Origin of the sequence: Variovorax sp. OK605, from assembly GCF_900115445.1 — a bacterium.
In the GTDB taxonomy this organism is placed as follows: domain Bacteria; phylum Pseudomonadota; class Gammaproteobacteria; order Burkholderiales; family Burkholderiaceae_C; genus Variovorax.
In genome coordinates this window covers 17587-39880 of record NZ_FOWL01000013.1, presented here as the reverse complement: position 1 = coordinate 39880, position 22294 = coordinate 17587, and the positions used below count along the sequence as shown (strand labels likewise).

The 22294-nt window shown below is 64.0% G+C and carries 24 protein-coding genes, 1 pseudogene and 1 other annotated feature; of the genes and pseudogenes, 14 read left to right on the top strand and 11 right to left on the bottom strand.

Annotation, left to right across the window (positions count from 1 at the left end; translation table 11 throughout):
* The first annotated feature begins 58 nt into the window (after positions 1-58).
* A complete protein-coding gene (locus BM013_RS28750) occupies positions 59-289 on the top strand; it encodes a CopG family ribbon-helix-helix protein (RefSeq protein WP_371281150.1) in 231 nt (76 codons plus the stop codon).
* Here the strand turns inward: BM013_RS28750 and BM013_RS42240 are convergent.
* Positions 210-1022: a DUF6351 family protein gene (locus BM013_RS42240; RefSeq protein WP_371281148.1), complete on the bottom strand. Its 813-nt coding sequence runs from the start codon at positions 1020-1022 to the stop codon at positions 210-212. The two genes, BM013_RS28750 and BM013_RS42240, sit on opposite strands and share 80 nt — an antisense overlap.
* Positions 1023-1678: 656 nt before the next feature.
* On the opposite strand from BM013_RS42240, the gene BM013_RS28740 reads away from it, so the two are divergent.
* Together BM013_RS28740 and BM013_RS28735 are read left to right on the top strand one after the other, a co-directional pair.
* A complete protein-coding gene (locus tag BM013_RS28740; protein WP_093131471.1) occupies positions 1679-3244 on the top strand; it encodes an ATPase domain-containing protein in 1566 nt (521 codons plus the stop codon).
* Positions 3241-4509, top strand: a complete 1269-nt coding sequence (locus tag BM013_RS28735) for a sensor histidine kinase (protein ID WP_093131469.1) — start codon at positions 3241-3243, stop codon at positions 4507-4509. Before BM013_RS28740 ends, BM013_RS28735 begins: the two co-directional genes overlap by 4 nt.
* Before the next feature lie 638 nt (positions 4510-5147).
* On the opposite strand, the gene BM013_RS28730 is transcribed toward BM013_RS28735, so the two are convergent.
* Positions 5148-6557 (bottom strand): IS701 family transposase, encoded by a 1410-nt coding sequence (locus BM013_RS28730; protein ID WP_093131680.1) that lies wholly within the window; start codon positions 6555-6557, stop codon positions 5148-5150.
* A 435-nt stretch (positions 6558-6992) separates the two neighbouring features.
* Here BM013_RS28730 and BM013_RS28725 point away from each other — a divergent pair, with 435 nt between their 5' ends.
* A complete protein-coding gene (locus BM013_RS28725) occupies positions 6993-7499 on the top strand; it encodes a hypothetical protein (protein ID WP_093131467.1) in 507 nt (168 codons plus the stop codon).
* Here the strand turns inward: BM013_RS28725 and BM013_RS41890 are convergent.
* From BM013_RS41890 to BM013_RS28695, 7 genes and pseudogenes are all read right to left on the bottom strand, one after another.
* On the bottom strand, positions 7469-8020 hold the full coding sequence (locus BM013_RS41890) for an IS66 family transposase (RefSeq protein WP_256221735.1): 552 nt from the start codon (positions 8018-8020) through the stop codon (positions 7469-7471). The two genes, BM013_RS28725 and BM013_RS41890, sit on opposite strands and share 31 nt — an antisense overlap.
* A gap of 476 nt (positions 8021-8496) precedes the next feature.
* A complete protein-coding gene (locus BM013_RS42235) occupies positions 8497-8616 on the bottom strand; it encodes a transposase (protein ID WP_093131465.1) in 120 nt (39 codons plus the stop codon).
* 52 nt (positions 8617-8668) lie between these two features.
* A complete protein-coding gene (locus BM013_RS28710; protein WP_177225598.1) occupies positions 8669-8926 on the bottom strand; it encodes a hypothetical protein in 258 nt (85 codons plus the stop codon).
* A 429-nt stretch (positions 8927-9355) separates the two neighbouring features.
* The gene (locus BM013_RS40760) at positions 9356-9628 is read right to left on the bottom strand and encodes a hypothetical protein (protein ID WP_143098384.1); all 273 of its coding nucleotides are present in this window, start codon (positions 9626-9628) and stop codon (positions 9356-9358) included.
* A 91-nt stretch (positions 9629-9719) separates the two neighbouring features.
* A pseudogene (locus BM013_RS28705) lies at positions 9720-10667 on the bottom strand (IS3 family transposase); the annotation flags it as partial.
* Positions 10557-10673, bottom strand: a sequence feature (AL1L pseudoknot). It overlaps the preceding pseudogene by 111 nt.
* Before the next feature lie 83 nt (positions 10674-10756).
* Positions 10757-11536, bottom strand: a complete 780-nt coding sequence (locus BM013_RS28700; RefSeq protein WP_093131463.1) for an SDR family oxidoreductase — start codon at positions 11534-11536, stop codon at positions 10757-10759.
* Positions 11537-11758: 222 nt separating this feature from the next.
* Entirely contained in the window at positions 11759-12904 is a 1146-nt protein-coding gene (locus BM013_RS28695; RefSeq protein WP_093131461.1) for a PrpF domain-containing protein, read from the bottom strand.
* Between the two features lie 187 nt (positions 12905-13091).
* On the opposite strand from BM013_RS28695, the gene BM013_RS28690 reads away from it, so the two are divergent.
* The 10 genes from BM013_RS28690 to BM013_RS41875 all read left to right on the top strand — a co-directional run bounded on the left by BM013_RS28690 (position 13092) and on the right by BM013_RS41875 (position 19996).
* A complete protein-coding gene (locus tag BM013_RS28690; protein ID WP_093131459.1) occupies positions 13092-13451 on the top strand; it encodes a Zn-ribbon domain-containing OB-fold protein in 360 nt (119 codons plus the stop codon).
* A gap of 1 nt (position 13452) precedes the next feature.
* Positions 13453-14589, top strand: coding sequence for a thiolase family protein (locus BM013_RS28685; protein WP_093131457.1), 1137 nt, complete (start codon positions 13453-13455; stop codon positions 14587-14589).
* A gap of 10 nt (positions 14590-14599) precedes the next feature.
* On the top strand, positions 14600-15379 hold the full coding sequence (locus BM013_RS28680) for an SDR family NAD(P)-dependent oxidoreductase (protein ID WP_093131455.1): 780 nt from the start codon (positions 14600-14602) through the stop codon (positions 15377-15379).
* A 48-nt stretch (positions 15380-15427) separates the two neighbouring features.
* Positions 15428-16618: a CaiB/BaiF CoA transferase family protein gene (locus BM013_RS28675; protein ID WP_093131453.1), complete on the top strand. Its 1191-nt coding sequence runs from the start codon at positions 15428-15430 to the stop codon at positions 16616-16618.
* A 9-nt stretch (positions 16619-16627) separates the two neighbouring features.
* Positions 16628-17404: an enoyl-CoA hydratase/isomerase family protein gene (locus tag BM013_RS28670; protein ID WP_093131451.1), complete on the top strand. Its 777-nt coding sequence runs from the start codon at positions 16628-16630 to the stop codon at positions 17402-17404.
* Positions 17405-17514: 110 nt separating this feature from the next.
* Positions 17515-18495, top strand: coding sequence for a Bug family tripartite tricarboxylate transporter substrate binding protein (locus tag BM013_RS28665; RefSeq protein ID WP_093131449.1), 981 nt, complete (start codon positions 17515-17517; stop codon positions 18493-18495).
* A gap of 349 nt (positions 18496-18844) precedes the next feature.
* Complete coding sequence (locus tag BM013_RS42160) at positions 18845-19000, top strand: hypothetical protein (protein ID WP_371281146.1); 156 nt, start codon at positions 18845-18847, stop codon at positions 18998-19000.
* A gap of 8 nt (positions 19001-19008) precedes the next feature.
* Entirely contained in the window at positions 19009-19140 is a 132-nt protein-coding gene (locus tag BM013_RS41885) for a hypothetical protein (RefSeq protein ID WP_256221733.1), read from the top strand.
* Positions 19141-19453: 313 nt separating this feature from the next.
* Positions 19454-19585 (top strand): hypothetical protein, encoded by a 132-nt coding sequence (locus tag BM013_RS41880; protein WP_256221732.1) that lies wholly within the window; start codon positions 19454-19456, stop codon positions 19583-19585.
* Between the two features lie 3 nt (positions 19586-19588).
* Positions 19589-19996 carry an EamA family transporter gene (locus BM013_RS41875; protein ID WP_256221731.1) on the top strand — a complete coding sequence of 136 codons (408 nt, stop codon included), beginning with the start codon at positions 19589-19591 and terminating at the stop codon, positions 19994-19996.
* A gap of 21 nt (positions 19997-20017) precedes the next feature.
* On the opposite strand, the gene BM013_RS28650 is transcribed toward BM013_RS41875, so the two are convergent.
* Positions 20018-20890: a LysR substrate-binding domain-containing protein gene (locus BM013_RS28650; protein WP_093131447.1), complete on the bottom strand. Its 873-nt coding sequence runs from the start codon at positions 20888-20890 to the stop codon at positions 20018-20020.
* A gap of 27 nt (positions 20891-20917) precedes the next feature.
* Positions 20918-22159 (bottom strand): MFS transporter, encoded by a 1242-nt coding sequence (locus tag BM013_RS28645; protein WP_093131445.1) that lies wholly within the window; start codon positions 22157-22159, stop codon positions 20918-20920.
* Between the last annotated feature and the right edge of the window lie 135 nt (positions 22160-22294).

The window sequence follows — 22294 nt, the reverse complement described above, 5'->3', positions numbered from 1 at the left end:
TCTTCCTCCGCCATCAGCCATGACGCCGGTCAAATTCGACCCGCAGCTCTAGGGGTGCCTGGAGCGCCTGGCCGAGGCGCGTCACCGTGCACCGCACTGGCTCATGCGCGAAGCCATCGCGCAGTACGTGGAGCGCGAGGAGAAGCGCCAGGAGATGCACCAGCAGGCGGTGGCTGCCTGGGAGGAATTCCAGCGCAAAGGTCTGCACGCTACAGGCGAAGAGGTGCAGGCTTGGCTGACCAGTTGGGGTATGGACAACGAACTGCCCGCGCCCGAATGCCGCGAGTGAGGTTCGCGCCCGCGGCGCTGCAGGACTTGCAGCGCCTGCGCGAGTTCCTGCGTCCGAAGAATCCGCATGCGGCACGGCATGCCGGCCAGACCATTCTGCAGGGGCGTGCAGGTGCAGGGCCTGCAGCCGCTGATCGGCCGCTCGTTGGAAGACCTGCCACCGCAGTACTGCGAGTTGGTGAGCGACTTCGGTCACGGTGGGGCAGGTCACGCTGACCGCACAACCCGGCGCATAGTCGGTACCAATCAGCAGGCTGGCGAACGCCAGATTCCACGAGTTGCAGGTCCCAGCCGTAAAGCCTTGGACGGATACTTGCTTGGCGGTGGTCCAGCGTGCGAGGTCGCTCGCGAAGACGGCAGGAGCCAATCGGCATTCTTAGACGTTCGGCATGAAAGTCTCGGGGAAGGCCTTGAAAGTCTGAAGCCCATCGAGCAGCCCAGGAAAGAGCTGCGCGAGGAGGTACTGGGCCGGTGATTGGGTAGTTGACCAGCTTGGCCTCCCTGCGCTGCGCCTCGGCTTCGGCATTGCTCACCACCAGCGTGCTGACGCTGACCGCGGTGCTGGTTGGATCTGTCGTGAGTCCCGTGACAAGCCCGCGCAGTACGCGATTGGTGCTGTTGACCACCGGCACCTGCGAGGTCACGTCCTTGCCGCTGAGGCTCACGCGCACCTTGTCGAGTGCAACGCCTACGGGTGCGGTGATTTCGACGAGCGTGTCGCCGCCGCTGATCATGTCGGGCGGCGAAGAGAGCGTCTTGATCTGGAGCGCGGCCGGCGTCTGCGGGGCAGGGGAGGGGCCCACGCCCGGAATGAAAGAGAACGTCGACGCGTCCGAACTTTCGCCGCAGCCTGCGATGAACAGTGCCCCCGCCATTGCGATGCGGGCGGCGGCGGCCTGGACACCGAGCCAAGGAGAAGCCTCCTTGTGCAGGCTGCGAGCTGTAGCGAGCATGGATGTCTCCTTCTGTTTTGCGTATCGGAAGATTAGGATGGACGTTCGCGGCAGCGGTCGTCGCGACGACATATGAGGCGCGAATCGCTAAAGGTAATCCCTGATTTCGCACAGCCTGGCGGATGCGCACGACACCGGAGGCCAGCGTATTGCTCGCGATGTCGCCGTCGAAGCGGCGCGGCCGTGCGATACAGCAGCATCCACTGATACTTGCCAGTGATGATCCAGGCCTAGGCCTGCCCGGTGAGCAGGCTGCGCGGGATGATGCGTGCCGGCGTCAGCGCAACCTTCAAGCTCCGATCGCAACAGGGGGCAGGCTTTCTTGATGCGGTGGTGCTGTAGCACGCGCACCTGCTTGGGGATGAGCTCTACTTTCGGAAACAGGTATTTGCAGAGTAAAGTTCGAATCCCCCAAGACGACGATCCGAAGGACTTAGATGAAGAAAAACCCCGTGCGCACCGGGATTCCAGGGTTGGACGAGGTGCTTCTGGGAGGCGTGCAGCGGAACAACAACATCCTGGTCGAAGGTGCGCCCGGCGCCGGGAAGACTACCCTGGGACTGGCTTTCATTCACGCGGGTGCGGCTCTCTACGACGAACCCGGCGTGATCGTCTCCTTCGAGCTCGATCCCGAGAAACTGTTGCGGGACGCCAAGGGGTTCAATTGGGACTTGCAGCGGCTCATTGATGAGCGCAAGGTCAAGATCATCCAGACCTCGCCAGCGGTGCTGCTCAATGAATTCCGCTCCGCCGACGGCGCGTTCACCGCTGAGCTGGCCTCCATCGGTGCGCGCAGATTGATGATCGACGGCCTGACGCCGCTTCGCCTCTATGCCGAGGCCAACGACAAGCCGTTTCGAGAGGATGTGCACTTGCTTGTCGAAGGGCTCGCCCGGCTCGGCGTCACGACGCTCGTCACCGCGGAACGCGCGGAAACGAAGTTCGAGGCGCATGCCCACGAGCGATTCGTCTTCGACACCATCATCTCGCTGACCCGCAACGAAGTGCGTCGCCGGGTCCACAGGACCTTGGCGGTCGTCAAGTCGCGCGGCCAGGATTTCATCAGCGGAAACCATTCCATGCGCATCGAGGCCGGCACCGGCATTCACGTGTATCGGCGTGCCCAGTCGCGCCCCAAGGTCGACGAGGACCAACCCACGTCGACCGAACGCGTGTCCGTGGGGTGCGCCGCGCTGGACGTGATGATGGCCGGTGGGCTTTACGAGGGCTCGATCACCATGGTCACCGGCATCTCCGGTACCGGCAAAACGGTTCTGGGCGTGCAGTTTCTCACCACGGCCGTACAAGCCGGGCGGCGGGCGCTGCTGGTGACCTTGGATGAGCATCCGCGCCAGCTGATCCGGAACGCGGCAAGCCTGGGCTTCGACCTGGAGGGCCTCGTGCGGCAGGGCTCGCTCTTCATCCATTACGAATCGCCGCTGGAACTGGAGCTGGACGTGCACTTCGACCGGGTGACGAAGCTGGTGGAGAAGGAAGGCATCGACTGCATCGTCTTCGACTCGGTGGCCGTCTACGAGATGGCGAGTCCCGACCAGGCTTCCGACTTTCTCTATGCGCTGGCCGATTTCGTCAAAGGCCGGCTCGCGACGGCGTTCTTCAACTACGAGAGTCCCGAGCTCCTGGGCGTCTCTCAGATCAGCCAGGAGCTCAAAGGCTCGCACCTGGTCGACAACATCATATTGCTGAGTTACGTGGAAATCTCCACGCGCCTGCGCCGCGCGATCGCGGTGCCGAAGGTGCGTGGGAGCAAGAACATCCAGACGACGCGCGAGTACGTGATCGGTGCAGGCGGCATTTCCTTGCTCGACGAATCGGCGGCCGAGGGAGAGGAAGCTGCGCCCGTGCCGCAGTTGCCCTTCTCTTCCTACTACGGGCTGCTCGCTCGCTCACCGTCGCGCAAGAGCCCGGTGATCGAGGACGCCGTCGCGCACGGCAAGGCGTTGCCGGATTCGCCGGAGTTGCCTCCCGAGACGACCAAGTGAACGCTGGCGCGGACGCCCAGAGCCCTGAGAACCGTCCGGCGGGGCTGGACTGGGAAGGCTGGCGTCGCGCCTTGTCGCGTTTCGCCGCGGCGACCGAACTTTGCGTCAGCGCCTATGACCTGGACTGCGAAAGGCAGGCCGGACCATTTGCCTTTTCAAAGGTCGCGCGCCTGCTGGCAACTGCAGGCGTATGGAACGAGGGCCGGCTGGGCGACAAGGTCGAGCGGGACCTTGCCGCGCAGGTCCTCGAAACGGGTGCACCCGGTAACGCCAGCGTAGGCGACGAACTGCGCCTGCAGGCAGTTCCGTTACTGATCGGAGGCCAAGTGCGTGGCGTGATCGTCTACGGATGGGCATTCGCCACCTTCGGAACACCGCTGGGATGCGAGCGCATTGCGCGTCAGCTGGGTGTCGATGGCGCACGGCTTTGGGCGGAGGTGCGGCTGGAGTCACCCGTTCCCGAGTCGCGCATGACGGTGTACACCGAACTGCTCGAAACCATGATCGAGTCCACGGTCCGCCATGCCGAGGCGATCGAGCGCCTTCAGGAGCTCAGCCGGCTGCGCGAGGTGTTTCTGGCCAGCGTGTCGCACGAGCTTCGCACGCCGTTGTCCGTGCTCGGCATGCGCATCGAGATCCTGCTGCGCGGTGCGCTCGCCGATCCGGAGGCCATCAGGGCCTCCCTGGTCAACATGAAGTACCACGTGAATACCGAAGCACGGCTGGTCGAGGACCTCATCGAGGCGGCGCGAACCCGCACCGGCCAGTTGCGCATCGACATGCAACCTGCGTCGCTCCGCGACATCCTCAAGGCAGCAATCTCTGCCGTGGTGCCGCATGCCGAGGCCAAGCAGATTTCCGTCGTGGTTCCAGAGCTGGACGAACTTGGCGAACTGCCGCTCATGGCCGACCCGCATCGTCTGCAGCAGGTGTTCTGGAATCTTCTGTCCAACGCAGTCAAGTTCACTCCGGCGTCCGGACACATCGAGCTGCAGTTGCATTGCGATGCGCAGGCGTACACCGTGTCGGTGGCGGACACGGGCAGCGGCATCGAGGAAGCATTGCTCCCACACGTTTTCACGCCGTTCACGAAGCAACTCAAGGCGAACGCTCAAGGGCTGGGGCTGGGCCTGTCCATTGCCCGCCATATCGTCGAGCACCACGGCGGGACGATTCGGGTCGAAAGTGCTGGGAGTCATGCCGGGGCGACATTCCATGTCACGTTGCCTGTGAATTTGCCGTCCCCGGGCGATGCAGCTGAGTAGCAGAACAATTCGCCCCGAAACTCTTGCGAAGAGCCTGGCCCCAACCATCGGTATGCGCCTTGGCATGGTCCGTGAACGGTGAACGATGCTGCTTGCCAAAGGGACGATTGGACGGGGTTGACGTCGCCCCAGTATCCGAGCGGATCTTGACTATTTTTATGAGACCCCAGACTTGCAGTCTGTGGGCGCAAATAGGTTTGCGAGAACGGCTGTAGTGAGTCCCGAGTTGCCTCCGACCCTTGCTGCCAGTTATGCGGAAGCAGATATCGACGCGGCGCAGAAATCGAATGTCGCTTGCAAAGACATAAGCGTGATCTGACAATGTGCCCTGACCGGCCCTTTCGTACTCTGCGGAAATGAGATCAGCGCTTGTGACTCTCCAGTACCTACAAAAGCTTGAGCTTGAGAGCCTGCCCTTAACGGTCACGTGCCCGGGCGCCATCCGCTCAGTAGAGTTGTTGGCGGCGGCATTGCTGATTCATGCAAAGGTGGAAAGAAGGGACGCCGGCAGCCCGCCACAATCCGCCGTCGTTTACTCGATCACGCAAGCCTGCCGAGTCATGCTCGAACACAATCGCCCCGAGCCGTCCCGCGCGACGAGCGTTAAACCGATGTTGATCGGTGACGAAGGTCTAGTCTTACTGTGTCACAAGAGTAGCTTTGCGCTTGCCCTTCCGCAGCAGGGACACTGCCCGAGACGAGCGATCAGTTGGTAGCTCAGTCGATGGCGCAATGTCGTGATTGACGTCGCCACGTGGCGCTGCGCGCGCAGGACTTCCGCGGGGGATGTAATCCTCGGGAAGGGCAAGCACCTGGCGTTCGATGAAGTTTTTTTTACCGCCGACAGACTTGTCGGCAACGAGGCGTTCGGCCATGAGGAACCCGTAGGCCGCGATGCTCAACGCGGCGTGATGATGGAACCCTCGCCATCCTCGGCCCTCGTAGTGGCCGAGGCCGAAGTCCTGCTTCAGATCCTGGTAGTCACGCTCGATGCGCCAACGCTGATGGGCGATGTCGACCAACTCGTTGATCGGTGTGTCCTCTGGCAGGGTGGACAAGAAGTACTTGCTCGGCTCAGCGTCGCTTGCTGGCCACTCGATGAGCAGCCACTGCTCGGGACGCAGACGTGCCTTGCCCGTATTGCCGCCAGCGTGGCGCACCCGCACGGCCGCGAAGCGGCCGTTCAGTGTGTCGTTGGTTCCCTCGCGCCAACTGACGTTCTGGAACGCTCGGCTTGGCAATGACTGCGCCAATGCCTTGACGCTCATAGGCTGCAGCGCCGCCGTGCGCCTGGGCACCACTGGCGGGCGGCCCATGCCGCTGTAAGGCTTGGGTGGCAGCGGCTGAACGCCAGGCGGCCAGACCACGACAGCAGATGTGATGCCTACGGCATAGAGCAAGCCCATGTCGCTGAGCGCTTGGCGGAAGGCGTTGTCCACGCCGTATCCCGCATCGGCCAGCACGCAATGGCGCGGCGCGCCTTCGTCCAGCAGCGTACGCAATTGCTGCAGCGCGATCTGCGTCTTCGTGGCGAAGCGCACTTCATCGGGAACGCCAGCCTTGGTGCGGCGTTCAGCATCTGCCGCCCAGTCCTCGGGCAGGTACAACTGCCAAGCGACGGGCAAGCTGCCCTGTTTGCTTGCCAGCGAAATGCTCACGGCCACCTGGCAGTTGTCCTGCTTGCCCAGCATCCCGCAGTACTGGCGCGTGACACCGACCGAATGGCGGCCCTTCTTCGGGAACCCGGTGTCGTCGATGATCCACCAGCCGCCCTGGCTGAAGTCCATCCTGGGCATCACCCACTGGCACACGCGACGCAGCATCTGGGTGTCGGACCACTCGGCCTTGGCCACGAAGTGGTGCAGTGACTGGTGCCGTGCGCTGGCGTGTGTCGGATCCACTCGCGCGGCCATGGGCTCCACGCTCTTGCGCGACAGGGGAAGCATCAGGCCCGTGCAGTAGCCCCGAAGGCCGGCGTGCCGGTCCGCGTGACCCAAGCCTGCGCTCAGGTGCTCCAGGTAGCTATCGAAGCGCTCGGCTGCATTCATCAATCCTCCGGTGCGAAGACGAGAGGATCGCATTATTTCATTTATGACACAGTAAGACTAGAGCAGGGCCGCACTTCGAAGTAGGCCTCGCCCGTGTCGCCCGTGTCGCCCAGATCTCGGACGCCAGCCGCGCGTGCAGCGTCGTGGACCTTGGCTCCGCGTATGGTCAACGCGATCTCGGCCATGGACAGAGTAAGCGGCTGGCAATGCCATTTTGACGGCATGAACTGTTAGCTGCAGATCTAACTTTGCTGGCCCCCTGTGAGGTGTGTGGATCGAACCCAATATCTTGACGCTTGAGGCATTCGGGGGCGTTCGAAACTCCGCTCCACCCATCGCCGGCAGCATGCAGTAAACCCGTTTTGAGTGTTCGGTTGCTCCTGGTCCGGTCGTCCCTGTGGATAATGGAAATCCGCTAAGTGATGGAGCCCGCCTGTGAGTGAAGCCAAGTTTGAATTGCATGCCGTGGTGGACGAGGACGGCTTTGTCGCGCTGGTGTGTCCTGATACATATTCGGGATACGTGAGTGAAGATTGGACACTCGATCAGGTGCTCGCCACTTTCGTGGAGCAGATGAGCACTGGGGCGCTGTTCGCGGTCTATCCAGGCCCTGATTTGGCCGATGCGTCCCTTCGGATTTCTGACACCCCGTCGACGGCCGCTGCACGGCGAGAGGTATCAGGGCTGATTCGGGTTGGCGAGGGCGGGCTTTGGTTGACTGACTACACCCAGTTGACGATGGCGGCGCAGTTCAGCGATACAGCGCCGTATGCCGCTCATCATGTCCGATTGCCCACGCCGTCGGGCGTGTACCACGTAACGCTGCGACAGTTCGCTTCCTCGTACGAAGAGGAACTCGAACCGGCAGTCGAATTGGTCATTCGGCGCAGCGAGATTGGTGCGATCTGTCCTCAATTCGATGCAGTTCCTTGGTTCGGATAGGGGCTTCCGAGAAGACTGCGCTCATCGGCAGAACGCTCAGTTGGGACCCGTCGACTTAGCATTGAAATCGTTTCTTGAGAGTCCCGGGCAGAGAGGCGAAGGCTGTTAGACCATGGGTTGCCAGCAATGTGGCAAGAGTCGTCAATGCGACTGTTCAGATGTGTGGGCAGTCTGGTCATCATCCGCGCGGAAGAACGCGATGGGGTACTGCGACCCTCGCCCAAGGCAGAAGTCGTAGGCCACTCCCTGCAACGCATCGAAGGCACTTCGCGCATAGGCCCACACGTAGGTCGCTTGGGCTTGCCCGCGCCGGGGTCCAGCATGGCCACCGGCGTCTCGTCGGCATGCAGCACCCTCGCCGAGCGCACGAAGCGCTTTTGCGCCACGAACAGCGGCTCCAGTGCCGCGCCACCGCCACCGGACCAACTCGCCAGCGTCGAGCGCGGCGTGTGCACGCCCGAGCGCGCGTTGATGGCCTCCTGACGGTAATACGGAACGCGATCCACGAAGCGGCTGATCATCGTGCACCACCAGGCCCGTGGCGGGCATGCCGCCGTCGATGATCTGTGGCGAGGCCGCTTCCTGCACCAGGCACTCGCAGCGGCGGCAGGCCCACTCGCCGTAGATATGGCGGTGCATGAAGAAACTCGGCCGGAATGATGTCCAGCCGTTCGCTGATGTCCTCGTCGCGCGCTTCATGGGCTTCGTGCATAGCCACAGCGCGTCGATGCGGATCAACGCAGCACCTCATCAAGCCACGCCGCGCAGTCGGCAGCAACCGAGATCAGCCACGTCGCGCTTACGCAGATTGCACTACGCTTGAACTGAAGACGGATCCCCTCTGGAGCGATCGCTGGCGCCGGTGCTGGGGGTGGCGGCGATGAAGGCAGCGACAGCGCAACAAGCTCTGGCGCTGATTCTTGCAGCGATATTCCGATGGTCTTGGAAGCGCCCGCGCCGCTGCGACCGCGCCACCGGTCGCGAACGAGGTTGTCGTTCAGGCCGAAAGCTCTCGCGCGACCGCTGCAACCGTGGCATCAGGCTCTGCGCACGCGGCCACAACTTGTGCCTTGAACTCAGCGCTGTGCCTGCGCCGCGACTTGGGGGCCACGTCCATAACCGTCCAGTTAGAAGTTAACTGGACAGCATCGTTTAACCACCGGTTTTACTCAAGGTGGGGCGGCTGGGCGCTTACTGGATGGATCACTTTCGCCGGATTCGCGGGCGTTCTGGAAGGCGCGCAGCGCCGGCACCATGTCGGCGCCGAGCTGGCTGTCGAGTTCCCGTCGGAAGCGCTGCTCCGCGCCGCGCAGCGCTTCGTCGACAGCTGGATAGTCGACCCGGCGCGCGGTGTGCGCGACGCGATGCCCCGCCTCGGTGTCCTCGAAAACGAACGGCGCATCCGCTTCCGCCGGTTTTGTGGCCAAGGAAGGACAGATGCCGGCGCAGCCGCCCGTGAGTGAAACAGTGCAGTTTGGTTCATGGCTTTGTCTCTCTCGCGCTGATGCTGATCGCGCTGGCGCCGCCGCTCGCCAACTGCAGCAACAACTCGCCGCCTATCGTGTCACCGTCCGTGCAGCCAGCGCAGCGCCCCCAGCGGCCGGCGAAGGGCGCCAGCCGCCGACCCCTTCGATCGGCTCGCCGACCTGTCGGCCGGGCTGACTCGAGAGGAGAAGATCTGGCGCGCATCGCTGGGCGACGGGGAGCTGGCGGCGCCGTCTGCGAGCGGCACGCCGACGCAACCGGGCACCGATAGATACGCTGTGGCGCTTGAAAGCTGCATTAGGCCGGCGTGTCTCTTGCAGCTGCTTCACGCGGCAGATGGAGAAAGAAGCGTCCTTGCGGGCGGGCCTAACCTACGTCGCCGGCACAAGCCGCACGTCTTGGGCTGGGTCCTGATGAAGGATCAGGGCCCAGGTTAATTCGAAGCCTACAAGTGCTTTTTCTGGGACAGGGCTTGCTTCAAGGTGAGCTTGGGAGAACTGCCGCTGTTGCGAAAGTTCTTGCGCGAGCAAATCAGGGTGGGGGTGAGCCTTGATGAGCGCTCTCAAGGCTGCCGTCAGCGCCATCTCTGTTCCAAGAATGTTCGCAGCTGAAGCGGTTGCCGTTGCCCCTTCCGGTGTGGCCATGTGTCCTTCCCTTGCGGGCTCCGTGTTGAGGATCTAGTACTTTACTCCACGATGAATTGCCCCGCCTTTCATCGAGGCCGGTTGGTTTAAGTCATGCCGCCATCGTGGCGGTCTGACTGGCGAGTTGCCGGTAATAGTTTGCCTCAGCTTCTGCAGGCGGGATGTAGCCGATGGGGTCGAGCAGGCGATGGTGGTTGAACCAGGACACCCATTCGAGCGTCGCGAACTCCACCGCCTCCTTGGTCTTCCACGGTGCCCGGCGATGGATCAGTTCGGCCTTGTAGAGGCCGTTGATCGTCTCGGCCAGGGCGTTGTCGTAGGAATCGCCTTTGCTGCCGACTGATGGCTCAATGCCAGCCTCGCCCAGTCGTCCCGTGTACCGGATGCTGACGTATTACGAGCCGCGATCGGAGTGACAAATCAAGCTGCCGTCGCGTTCAGGTTGACGGTCGTACAGCGCTTGCTCCAAAGCATCGAGCACGAAGTCCGTGCGCATCGAGCTGCTGACCCGCCAGCCCACGATGCGCCGGGCGAACACATCGATCACGAAGGCGACGTACAGCCAGCCCTGCCATGTCGACACGTAAGTGAAGTCCGAGACCCACAGTTGGTTCGGTCGCTGCGCGCGGAACTGCCGGTTGACCCGATCCAGCGGGCACGGTGCTCTGGAATCGCTGATCGTGGTCTTCACCACCTTGCCGCGCATCACGCCCCGCAGTCCCAGGCGCCGCATCAGCCGCTCGACTGTGCAGCGCGCCACAGCAGTGCCCTCGCGCGCCAGCTGCCTCCAGACCTTGTCGGCCCCATAGACCTGCATGTTGGCCTGCCAGACGCGCTGTATCGCCAGCATGAGGGCATCGTCGCGTTGCGCCCTGGCGCCGCGCCTGTGCGGCTCGCGCAGCAGTGCCGCGTGCCGCCGATAGCCCGACGGGGCGACCTGCAAGACCTTGCAGATCGGCTCGACCCCGAAGGTGTCACGATGCTTGTCGATGAAATCCCTCAGGACTTCAGCCGGCGGTCGAGCTCCTCCGGGGCGAAAAACGCGCTCGTCAGCTTTCGAGTCGGTAGATGACACGCGATTTCATGTCAGCGCGTCGCAGCACACCAGCGGTCATCCCATCGACACACTCACCTGTAGGCTCGGGCGTGGGTCACACCACCGTCCACCACCAGGGTAGCGCCCATCACGTAGTCACCTGCACGCGACGCCAGGAAGATCGCCGCGCCTGCGATGTCCTCCGAAGTGCCGATGCGTCTGGCGGGTATGTGTTCGGACAGTTCGTCGCCGCGGTCGCGTGCGTTGCGGTTCATCTCGGAGGGAAACGCGCCAGGTGCAATGGCGCTGACCGCGATGTGGTCTTGCGCCAGGCGCAGTGCCATGCGCCGGGTCAGGTGGATCAAGCCCGCCTTGCTGGCGACGTAGGAGTAGTTCTCCTGAGGGTTGAGCGCGATGCCATCTGTGGACGCGATGTTGATGATCTTCCCCACACGCTCCTTGGCCGCGGCGCGCAGCGGTTCGGACAGCGCCTGCGTCAGGAAGAAGGGTGTCTTCATGTTGAGATCGACCACCTTGTCCCAGCCGCTTTCGGGGAAAGCATCGAAGTCTTCTCCCCAGGCCGCGCCGGCGTTGTTGACCAGGATGTCCAAGGTGGTCTCATGCTGCGCGTAGGCAGCGGCCACGGCCCGGCAGCCGTCGACGGTGGAGACGTCGTAAGGCAGCGAGACGCAATGTCCGTGCTTCGACAGTTCCGAAGCCGCCAGATCGCATGCCGCGGCCTTGCGCGCGCTGATGTAGACGCGTGCGCCTTGCGCCAGAAATCCCTCGGCGATCATGCGGCCAATGCCCCGGGAGCCACCCGTGACGATTGCGGTGCGGTCCTGCAGAGAAAAAAGATCGCGCCTCAGCATTGCGATGCCTCGGCCGTGGTGTTCTTGCGCATGTGAAATATCTCCTGTCTGACTTTTGGACGCCAATGACGTACTGGCCTTGATGAAAACGTCACGGGAGCTCTGGCAGAGCGCAGGCGGCCCGTGCTCCCCGGCTGGCCCACCGGTGTGGCCCCAAGGTTCGTGACCAAAGGTCCTCAGCGCCGCCGTCTTCAGAACTGCCGCATTGGCAGTCCGGCGGGGTCAGTCCACTTCGAGAAGTGCTCGTCTCACGTAGGCGGTGCCATCCAACAACCGTCGAGCGGTTCGGGTGAAGTGCACTTCTCGGACCGTCCACTCGTCGTCGGCAGTGCGAGCCACGTTCGCAAAAATTCCGATCACCCCGCTCGGATGACCGATGTGGATGCGCGTGGGACCGGCATGACTGCCTCGCGCCTCAGCCGGGATCGTCCCTGCGATCTGTGCTGCCACGGAAAGGCAGACCGAGCCACCGCCCGGAAAGGCCTTGTGCATCGCGCCGCCATTGAGAACCATGCGTGCCACGAAGTCGATCTCCGATGACTTGACGATTCGATCGCCGCCGATGGTTCGGTAGTCCTGCGCTTCGCCGATGAGGATCTGGTAAGGCGTGAGGGTTCCTGACGCTGGCAGGTTGCATCGATCGGCGGCCCAGCGCCTGACCTCCTCGGCCATCTCATAGATGTCGGAGTCGAGCTGACCGGGAAGCTCCGTGCCCGTGACGCCCAGATCCGCTGCGCGGATGAACACACATGCCGTGCCCACGTCGACGATCGAGACGGGTATCTCGCGACCGAGTTTGGAAACATAGACCGAATCACGTGCCTGCCCGGTGGGCAGCAACCTGCCCGTGGTGGCCCCGCTGGTGCCGGAGTAGTCCAACGCGACCTCGGCGCCCTTGGCTGGCACCCCATCCACTTCGGTGTCGCCTTCCACGCGGGGCTCGCCGTGCGCACATTGCACCACCATGCGCAGAATCTTCCCGGTGTTGGTGTTGTGCACGCGCACCGTGGTGGCGGGTTCCTGCACGGGAATCAAGCGCTCCTGCAGCGCGTAGACGCCGGTGGCCGATGAGATGTTGCCGCAGACGATCTCGAAGCTCACGCTGGGCTGATCGATCCCGATCTGCACAAAGGTGTAGTCGATGTCTGCGTCAGGCCGTGACGGTGGTCCGATGATTGCGCATTTGCTTGTGAGAATGTCGGCGCCTCCAAGCCCGTCGATCTGGCGCGCATCGGGGCTCCCGAACAGCGCCAGGAGGAATCGCTGCAGCGCTTGCGGATCGGACGGCACGTCACGCTGCGCGAGAAAGACAGCCTTGCTTGTGCCGCCGCGCATCAAGGTAACCGGAACGCTGATTTGTTCTTTCATTCCTTCAGTATGCGCGTGCGCACGGCGCGCGTCCTTGCAGTTCGGCTGCCCTGGCTTTAGCAGAACTACACGCTTTGCACGCTTTAGGAAGGCTAAAGAATGCCCAGTACAAATCCAATGACGGGGCGGCCGCGGGTCACCACACTTCCTGTTGCCGTGGCCATTGCCACCGGAACAGGAGACACCTTTGAAGATCATCAAGCGCACGGATTCCCACATCCGTGACACCCCCGGCGGCATGGTGCTTGTGGCCACACAGGCAGGCGGTCAGCCCCCCCAGTTCCCGCCGATCGCATTCGTTCACCACGACCAGCCGATCGAGGAAATCGAGCTCGGCCCGATCGGGTCCCTCTACAGCTTCACGGTGGTCCATCCCGGCAAGGACAAGCCCGCCTACGCACTGGCGATGGTCGATTTCGAGTCGGGCGTTCGCGCTTTCGGTCGGCTCTTGTTCGATGGAAGCCCGCCTGCGATCGAAAGCCGCGTGCGCGTGGTGCCCTTCGCGTTGCCGGACGGCACACCCGACTACGCCTTCCAGGAGCAATGAAATGAAGCTACCTATGATCACCGGCGTGGGAATCACCGACTTCGGCCGCTTTCCGGAGCTCACCGAAGAGGCCATGGTCCAGTCGGCCATTCTTGATGCCCTGGAAGATGCCGGCACGCGACTCTCCGAGGTACAGGCGTTCTACTGCGGCAACGCGCTCGGGGCCATGTTGCCGGGGCAGCGGGCATTGCGTGAACTGCATGCGCACGGGGGCGCTGTCTACAACATGGACAACGCCTGCTCCAGCGGAGCGACCGCACTGAATCTCGCATTGCAGGCGCTCAAGGTTGGGCAGTACGACACCGTCCTGGTGTTCGGGATGGACCATCTGAGCGGCCTCGGAGGCGGGCCATTGCAGCTAAGCCAGCAAGACTGGAACAACAGGCGGGGCATGATCATGCCCGCCTTGTACGCCATGCGCGCTCGGCGATACATGCACGACCGCGGGCTCAAGCTCGAGACGCTTGCGGACATCTCCGTGAAGAACCGAAAGCACGGTGTTCTCAATCCCATCGCCAAGTTTGCAAAGCTGGCGACCCGCGAGGAGATTCTTGCATCCCGCCCCGTGGCCGAGCCGCTCACGCTGCTGCAGTGCTGTCCCGCCGTGGTTGACGGTGCAGCGGCACTCGTGCTCAGCACCAAGCCCTCCCAAGGCGTAGCAAAGCCGGTTCAGGTGCTGGCGTCCGTGGTGCAGTCCGGCTTGTTCGAAACCACCCCTGTCGATATGACGGAAGCCGAGATCACGGCGCGCGCCGCCAGGCTGGCCTACGAGCAGGCCGGCGTGGGCCCGCAGGACCTCAGTCTGCTGGAAGTGCACGACGCGTTCACCATCTCCGAATTGCTCTACTACGAAGCGCTCGGGCTTTGCGATCGCGGCGGCGCGGCGGAGTTGCTGCACAGCGGTGCGACGGCCCTGGGCGGGCGGGTGCCGGTCAATCCAAGTGGCGGCCTTCTCGCCAAGGGACATCCGCCCGGCGCGACCGGCGTCGCGCAGATCGTGGAGGTCTGCGAGCAGTTGCAAGGCCGCGCGGGAGCACGGCAAGTGCAGGGGGCGCGCATCGGCCTCACGCAGGTGACGGGCGGCGGTATCTGGGGCGTGGACCACGCCGCCTGCGCCATCCATATTCTTTCGCTCTGATCGGGTCGACATGAACCAGACAATTCCAACCGCGCCTGGCTCGTTGCAAGGCCTCGTCGCCGTCGTGACCGGAGGGGCGAAGGGCATCGGTCTTGGCATCGCCCGCGAGCTTGCGCAGGGCGGCTGCCGCATCGCGCTGTGGGACTTCGACGACGAAGCCCTGCAAACGGCCCAGCGCAGCCTTGCGAGTGAAGGGGTTGACGTGAAGACCTTCAAGGTTGACGTGAGCTCTGTGGAGCAAGTGGAGTCGACGGTGGCCCAACTGCTGGCGTCGCATGCGCGCATCGACATCCTGGTCAATAACGCCGGCATCGGTGGAGACAAGCTTGTTTCCAAGATGGACTTGACGTTCTGGAGTCGCGTGATCGAGGTCAATCTCCATTCCCAATTCATTTGCTCCAAGGCGGTGTTGGGCCAGATGGCGGAAAAGCGGTTCGGACGCATCATCAACATCGGTTCGCGTGCATGGCTGGGCAATCGCGGCCAGGCGGCCTATTCCGCTTCCAAAGGCGCCGTGGTGAGCCTTACCCGCTCGCTGGCGCTGGAATATGCGCGCAAGGGCATCACCGTGAATGCCATCGCGCCGGGCATCGTCGAGACGCCGCTGTTTGAAACGCTCACCGAAGAGGTCAGGCAGGGTCTTCACAAGACCGTGCCGATGGAGCGCATCGGCCAGCCGGAAGACATCGGCCGTGCCGTTCGATTCTTCGCGGAACCAGGCTCGAGCTACGTCACGGGGCAACTGCTTTACGTTTGCGGTGGACGCAGTCTCAGCAGTCCGTCGGTGTAGTGAACCGATGCGGATCCAAGAAGAACATCTAACGAGATCGAAGGTTCCATGCTCGCAAATGCATTGAGCGGATTGAAGGTGATCGACTTTACCCAGGTCATGGCGGGCCCCACGTGCACGCTGTGCATGGCCGACCTCGGGGCCGACGTCGTGAAGGTGGAAGCCCCCACAGGCGATCTGTCTCGAGCGCTGTCGCCCTGGGTTCATGGCGAGGGCGTTCCTTTCCTGGCGCTCAATCGCAACAAGCGCAGCATCGTGCTCGATCTGAAGCAGCCGACCCACCGGCAGGCGGCGCTGCAACTGGTCGCGCAGGCGGACGTGCTGGTGGAGAGCTTCCGCCCGGGCGTGATGGAACGCCTGGGGCTTGACTACGCCAAGGTGGCTGCGGCCAATCCGCGGCTGATCTATTGCTCTGTCTCCGCGTACGGTCAGCACGGGGCCGCGAGGGACCTGCCCGGGGTGGATGGCGTGCTGCAAGCCGTGAGCGGCCTCATGAGCGTCACTGGCGCGCCCGATGGACAGCCGTGCAAGGTGCCGGTGCCCGTTGTCGATCTTGTCACGGGGTCCTTCGCGACCATCTCGATCCTGGCTGCCCTCGCGGATCGCCAACGCACGGGGTTGGGCCAGCACGTGGAAGCAAGCATGTTCGCCAGCGCCATTGCGCTACAGCATGTGAGTTTCGCGTCCTATTTCTCAGACGGCCATGTGCCCGGCCCGCAGGGAAACGCAGCGCCGTATTCGACGCCGAACGAGGCCTTGCGTTGCGCCGACGGGTGGATCATGGTGGCGGCCTATCACCCCGCGCGATGGCAGGCCTTGTGTACCGCCATCGGTGCCCCTGAGCTCGCGTCGGACCCACGCTTCGCCGAAAACAAGAATCGGCTGCAGCACCGCGAGGCGCTGTTGCTCCTGCTCGAAGCACGCATGCTTGCGCATCCCCGTGCCTTCTGGCTCGAGCAGTTCGCGGCCGTGGACATCATCTGCGGGCCGATCAACAACTATGCCGAGGTCGCGCAATCCGCGCCCTTCGTCGAAGCGGCGCTCACAGAGACCTTGCAGCATCCGGTCGCAGGTGCATTGACCATGCCACGCAGCGTCATCGGTGCGGTTGGCGAGCGGCCTCAGGCGCGACGGGCCGCTCCCACACTCGGACAGCACACGCGCGAGGTGCTGGCCGAACTGGGAATGCCGCCGGCAAAGATCGAGGCGGTCATCACCGCCGACTCTCCTTCGAACTGAGACACGCCCATGCCTATCGTCAAGACAGTCCGGGATGGCGTCGCCATCGTCACCCTGAATCGGCCCGAAGCCATGAATTCCATCGACCCGGAATCCAACGAGCAATTGCTCGCGATCTGGGACGAGATCTCGATCGACGAGGACGTCCGCGTCCTCGTTCTGACCGGCGCGGGCGAGCGTGCGTTCTGCACAGGTGCAGACCTCAAGAAGACGATGCCGCCTGCCGACAGCGCAGCTCGACAGGTCTTTCGCGCTGGCACCCGACATTCCAATTTCGGCACGCTGCAGACCGACAAGCCTGTCATTGCCGCGATCAATGGCTACGCTCTGGGCGGTGGACTGGAACTGGCCTTGCTTGCGGACATCCGCATCTGTTCCGACAACGCGCAGTTCGGCTTGCCGGAGGTGCGCGTCGGCAGCATCCCAGGCGCCGGGGGCACCCAGCGCCTGATTCGCGCGGTGAGCCAGTCGGACGCGATGCGGATGCTGCTGACAGGCGAACGCATCGATGCCGACGAAGCGTTGCGGATCGGATTGGTCAGCAAGGTGGTTCCCCTTTCCGCGCTGCAGGAAACGGCGATCAACCTGGCACGCGCAATGGCTGCCAATGCGCCATTGGCGATGATCGCAGCCAAGCGTCTGGCGATGACCGGACGGGAGCTGCCGCTTGCCGGTGGACTGGAACTGGAACGCCAGGCCTTTGGCGTGCTCAGAGACAGCGAGGACCGGCTGGAGGGGCGACGTGCTTTCGCCGACAAGCGCGCCCCGGTCTTCCGGGGGCGCTGACTCACACAGGCTCAAGCGTCGTGGGTCGCTGCGCGCTCGAATCCCCGATTGGCCCCGTGCCGGCGCCGCAGCAAGCGACGTGACCTCGCTGAATTTTCCTGGAGCAGCTCTTGAACAAACCGAGTACCGCCTGGCTCTGCAGCCTCGCCCTCATCGCTGCCGTGTCCTTCGGCACGTCGGCCATCGCGCAGCCGACGAGCCGCCCGCCCGCAAGGATTCTGGTGGGATTCTCGCCCGGCGGGACACTCGACGTGGTCACACGAGCGCTTGCGGATCAGCTGCATGAGCCGCTCCATCGCACGGTCGTGGTGGAGAACAAACCCGGCGCCGGCGGAAAGATCGCGGTTGATGCGCTGCGTGCCGCCCCGGCCGACGGAAGCGTGGCCATTCTGTGCCCTGACTTCCTGCAATCGATCTATCCGTTCGTCTTCAACAAGCTCAGCTACGCGGCACAGCGGGATGTCCTGCCGGCGTCGACGGTGGTCGAGTTTCCGATAGCGCTGGCTGTACCCGCATCCTCACCCGTCAAGACCTTTGCCGAGTTCGCCCCATGGGTGCGCGCCCATCCTGAGCATGCGAACTTCGGCCATGCCGCACCGGGAGGCCCAACCCATTTCCTGGGATTGCAGATCGCCAAGGTCATCGGCACACCGCTGCAGGACGTGCCGTTTCAGGGTGCAGCCCCGATGATCGTGAACCTTGTCAGTGGCAATGTCGCCGCGGGAAGTTCGACGGTCGGAGACTTTGCGCAGCACCACAACGCCGGCAAGCTTCGCGTACTGGCCGTCACCTCTGCGCAACGCTCGCCGCTCCTGCCCGACGTCCCGACGTTCGGCGAACTCGGCCGAAAGGAGCTCACCGCCGTGGGCGTGTTGGCCGTCTGCCTGCCTCCTGGAGCACCTGCGGTCGTCGTCTCCGAGTGGAGCACTGCGATCCGAAAAGCCGTGGCAACTGCGCAGTTTGCGCGCAAGATACGCACGCTCGGCTTCGTGGAGGCGGGAAGCTCGCCGGCCGAGGCTCAAGTCCGGTTCGGCGAAATGCGCGCCTTCTGGGAGCCGGTGGTCAAGGCTTCGGGATTCAAAGCGGACTAGGGTGCGGGCCGCGAAGGCCGGTGTTCGCACACTGGCTGGACCGCAACTCGACGGAGGATTGCGGGCGCGCAGAGGAAGAGGCGCGACGGTGCGCGCATCGGCCGCAGGGATCAACTAGGGTCATGGCTCGCGGCCGCGCGCTCGGCGGAGCCGTGGAGCTGTCGGCGCTCGAGCGGGCGGTCAGCACCATCGAGCAGGCGCGCCAGGTGATCGCATTCGGAGCCGGCCCTTCCGCGACGGTCGCCGCCGATGCGGTCTTCCGACTGCGCGCGGTCGGCGTGACGAGCATCGGCATCGCGGACCATCTGCCGGCAATGATCGCGACGCGGCTCCTGGGCCCCGGTGAGTCATCGCCATCAGTTCGACGGGAGGCATCTCGACGACGCTCGCCATCGCCGATGCGGCAGCTTCTGCCGGCGCCTCGCTCATCGTTATCACCAACCAGTACGGCACGCCGCTGGCGACCCTTGCGAACATCGCGCTTCTCGTCGCGGGGCACCACTGACAGCCCAGATGGCCGCGGCCGGGAGTCGGCTGGCGCAGCTTGTGGTGATCGACGCGCTGGTCGCGGCTGTCGCGCTGCGGGACCCGCAGCGCAGCCGCCGCGCCGAACGGGCGGGCATCGACCTGCCCGATATCGCCTGATGCCGCCCGGCACCGTCGCGATGGTCCTCGCCGCGGCGCTCGCCCAGGCGGTATGGAACCTGGCCTCGAAATACAAGCGCGGTGATGCCGTCCTGTTCGTCTGCGCCTGCACCTACGCGTCGGCGTTGCTGTGTGTCCCGATCAGTCGTCTTTATGGAGGATGGGCAGCAGGTGCTCGGCTTGCAACTCGCGGCGGGCGCCGCTGTCTCGGCCGTGTTGCACACCGCCTACTCTCTGATGTGAACGCCGGCTACGAACGCGCCGAGCTCGGGGTGGTCCATCCGGTCGCCCGCGGCACCGGCCGGTGCTGGCGATGCTGTTCGCGATCCTACTCCTGGACGAACAGCTGACCGTGGCCGCGATGTTCGGCGCTTCGCTTGTCGTGGCGGGCATACTCGTCGTCACCGGCAACCCGTTCAGGAGCGCAAGCCGCCGGCCGCTGTAGGGCTTGCTCTGGGGCGCCGCGACCGGGGCGACCATCGCCGCCTACACCGTCTGGGACGGCTACGCGGTCGTTGCGCTGCACTTGGCGCCTGTGAGCTACTACGCGGCCACGCTGCTGCTGCAAAGCCTGATCCTGACCCCCAGCTTGCTGCGCCGGCGCCATCGCATCCGAGCGGCCATCCGGTTCGACGCTGTGCCGATTTTTAGCGTGGCTGTGTTCTCCCCGCTCGGCTACATCCTCGTTCTCACCGCCACGCTGAAGGCGCCGGTGGCGCGCGTCGCGCCCCTGCGCGAGTCGTCCATCGTCATCGGCTCACTCGTTGCATGCCGCCTGTTTGGCGAGGGTCATCTCATGCGCCGCAGGGCCGGCGCGGTGATCGTGCTGGCGGGGATCGCGGCGATCAGTCTTTGACGCTTTCCTCGATACCCCTTGCTACCGGACAGAACGGATCCAATCTCTGAAGAGCTTCACGGGAGCCTTTGCCGCTTTCAGGGGATCGCAGACCAGGTAGTACCCGGACTCCGTTTTGGCCACGTGATCCACGGCGATGACAAGGCGCCCGCTGCGCAGGTCATCGTCCACGTAGGCGCGCTGGGCGATGGCAACCCCCAATCCATCGGCCGCAGCCTGGTAGCACAGCGCAGCATTCGCCAAGGTGATTCCATGCAGACGCGGGGAATCCACAAGTTCGGCCGAACTGAACCAAAGCGACCAGGCTTCCGGACGCATCATCGAGTGCAGCAGGTTGGCTTGCAGCAGGTCTTGAGGGGTCTTCAAATGCCTGGCCAGGTGGGGTGCGCAGACGGGAAGAAATTCGTCGTCGAAGAGGTGATCCAATTCGACATCGGCCCAATCTCCCATGCCATGCCGGATCGCGAAGTCAGCGCCCTCGAGCCGGATGTCGTCGGCCATTGCAATGGTCGAAATCTCCAGATCAATGTCGGGGTGTTGCGTGTAGAAGCCGCGCAGGCGAGGTACCAACCATCGGAGGGCGAGGCTCGGCGTCACCTTCAGGCGCAGCCGCTTGTCCAGCTGGACATCGACCACGTCATTGAGCGCATCGTTCAGCCGGTCGAAAGCATCCGAGACGCGGTGGGCCAGTCGTTTGCCCACCGCGGTGAGTTCGATCTCGCGGCCGGATTTCTGGAACAGCTGCGCTCCGAGCCCGACCTCCAGCTGCTTGATTTGCTGGCTGACCGCGCCGGGCGTCACATGAAGCACCTGAGCGGCGCGCGTGATCCCCTTGGCGCGGCAAACTGCATCGAACACGCGCAGCGGGCCCAGGAGCGCACGGAGACTGTGCATCGTGACCAAAGTGAAGGCGCAGCGAACTCAGCGCTCGCCCGGACCCGCCGCTGCGGCCGTGCTGCTCGCGTGCCTGGCGGCCGGACGGTCCGTGAGGCAGAGCATTGCGGCCGCAACCAGCAGCCCCGCCGCCAGACAGAGCCACGAGACATAGCTGCCGGAAATGTCAAAGAGCCGTCCCGCGAGAAATGGCCCGATGCCGGCGCCGATGGCCACCGTGGCATAGACACCCCCGAAGAGGGTGCTATAGAGGTTCAGCGGGAATTTTCGGCTCACCAGATAGGCTGCGAGGTCGAACTCCGCGCCGACCGCGAAGCCTGTCAAGAGCAACCCCGGAATCACCAGCGCCGGTTGGCCGGTTGCCAGAAGCAGCATGCCCGTGGCAGACAGCATGAAGAGCGTCGCCGACAAGCGCGCGGCATCGAACACGTCCAGCAGAAAGCCGGTGACGATCCGTCCGACGATGACCGCCACGCCAAGGATGCTGGCGAGACCGGCGGCACGGTTCGGGGAAAGCCCCAGGTCGGTGAGCATCGGAACGACGTGCACGATCGTGCCGAAGATGCCGACCGAGCACAACAGGAAGACCGCAGCAATGCGGAAGAAGTGCGGGTCGGCCAGCGCCTTCAGATTATTTCCGGCTGAGGCACGGCGGCCCTTGTCTGCAGGGGCCGCATCAGCGCCCCGCAGGAAGTAGGCAATCAACGGCAAGAGTACAAGGACGACCGCCGCAAGGCCCAGGTAGGTAGCGCGCCATCCGAAATGGGTGATGGCCGGCGTGACGATCAGCGGAATCAGGATCGCCCCGACGCCCGTTCCGGTGATGGCGATGCCCAGCGCCAGTCCGCGTTGCCGAGAGAACTTGCCCACGAGGATCTTCGTGAAGGACAAGGGCGAGGTCGCGCCACCGAGCAGTGTCAGGACCGTGACCAGCGCCAGAAAACTGGCCAACCCCTGTGTCCAAACGCCCAGAAGCAGGAACGAGGTGGCTAGGCCCACCAGCGAGAGCATGGTGACGCGTCGCGCGCCGTACCGGTCGATCACCTGTCCGATGAACGGCGCCGCGCATCCGAGCAGCACGCTGCTGATCAGCGAGCCCAGGGACGCGGTGCCTCGGGTCCACCCGAACTCGGCGGCGAGCGGCTTCAGAAACAGACCTGAACTGTAGAAGTACAGCGATGAGACCCCGCTGGCCAGGCCAAGGAAGCAACCCAGGACGTAGCGCCAATGCTGCCGCAGTTCTGAAGGTGAATGAGGAGAGGGCGTCATGTGTGGATCCTTATGACGAAGTGAATATGAACGGCGGAATGGCGCAGTCGTTACGCACGCCGAGAAGAACGCGCAGCAGCCTTGGCCTACCCCGCGTTCGAACGGAGCCGGTCGATCGGTGGCTTCAGTGCTTGA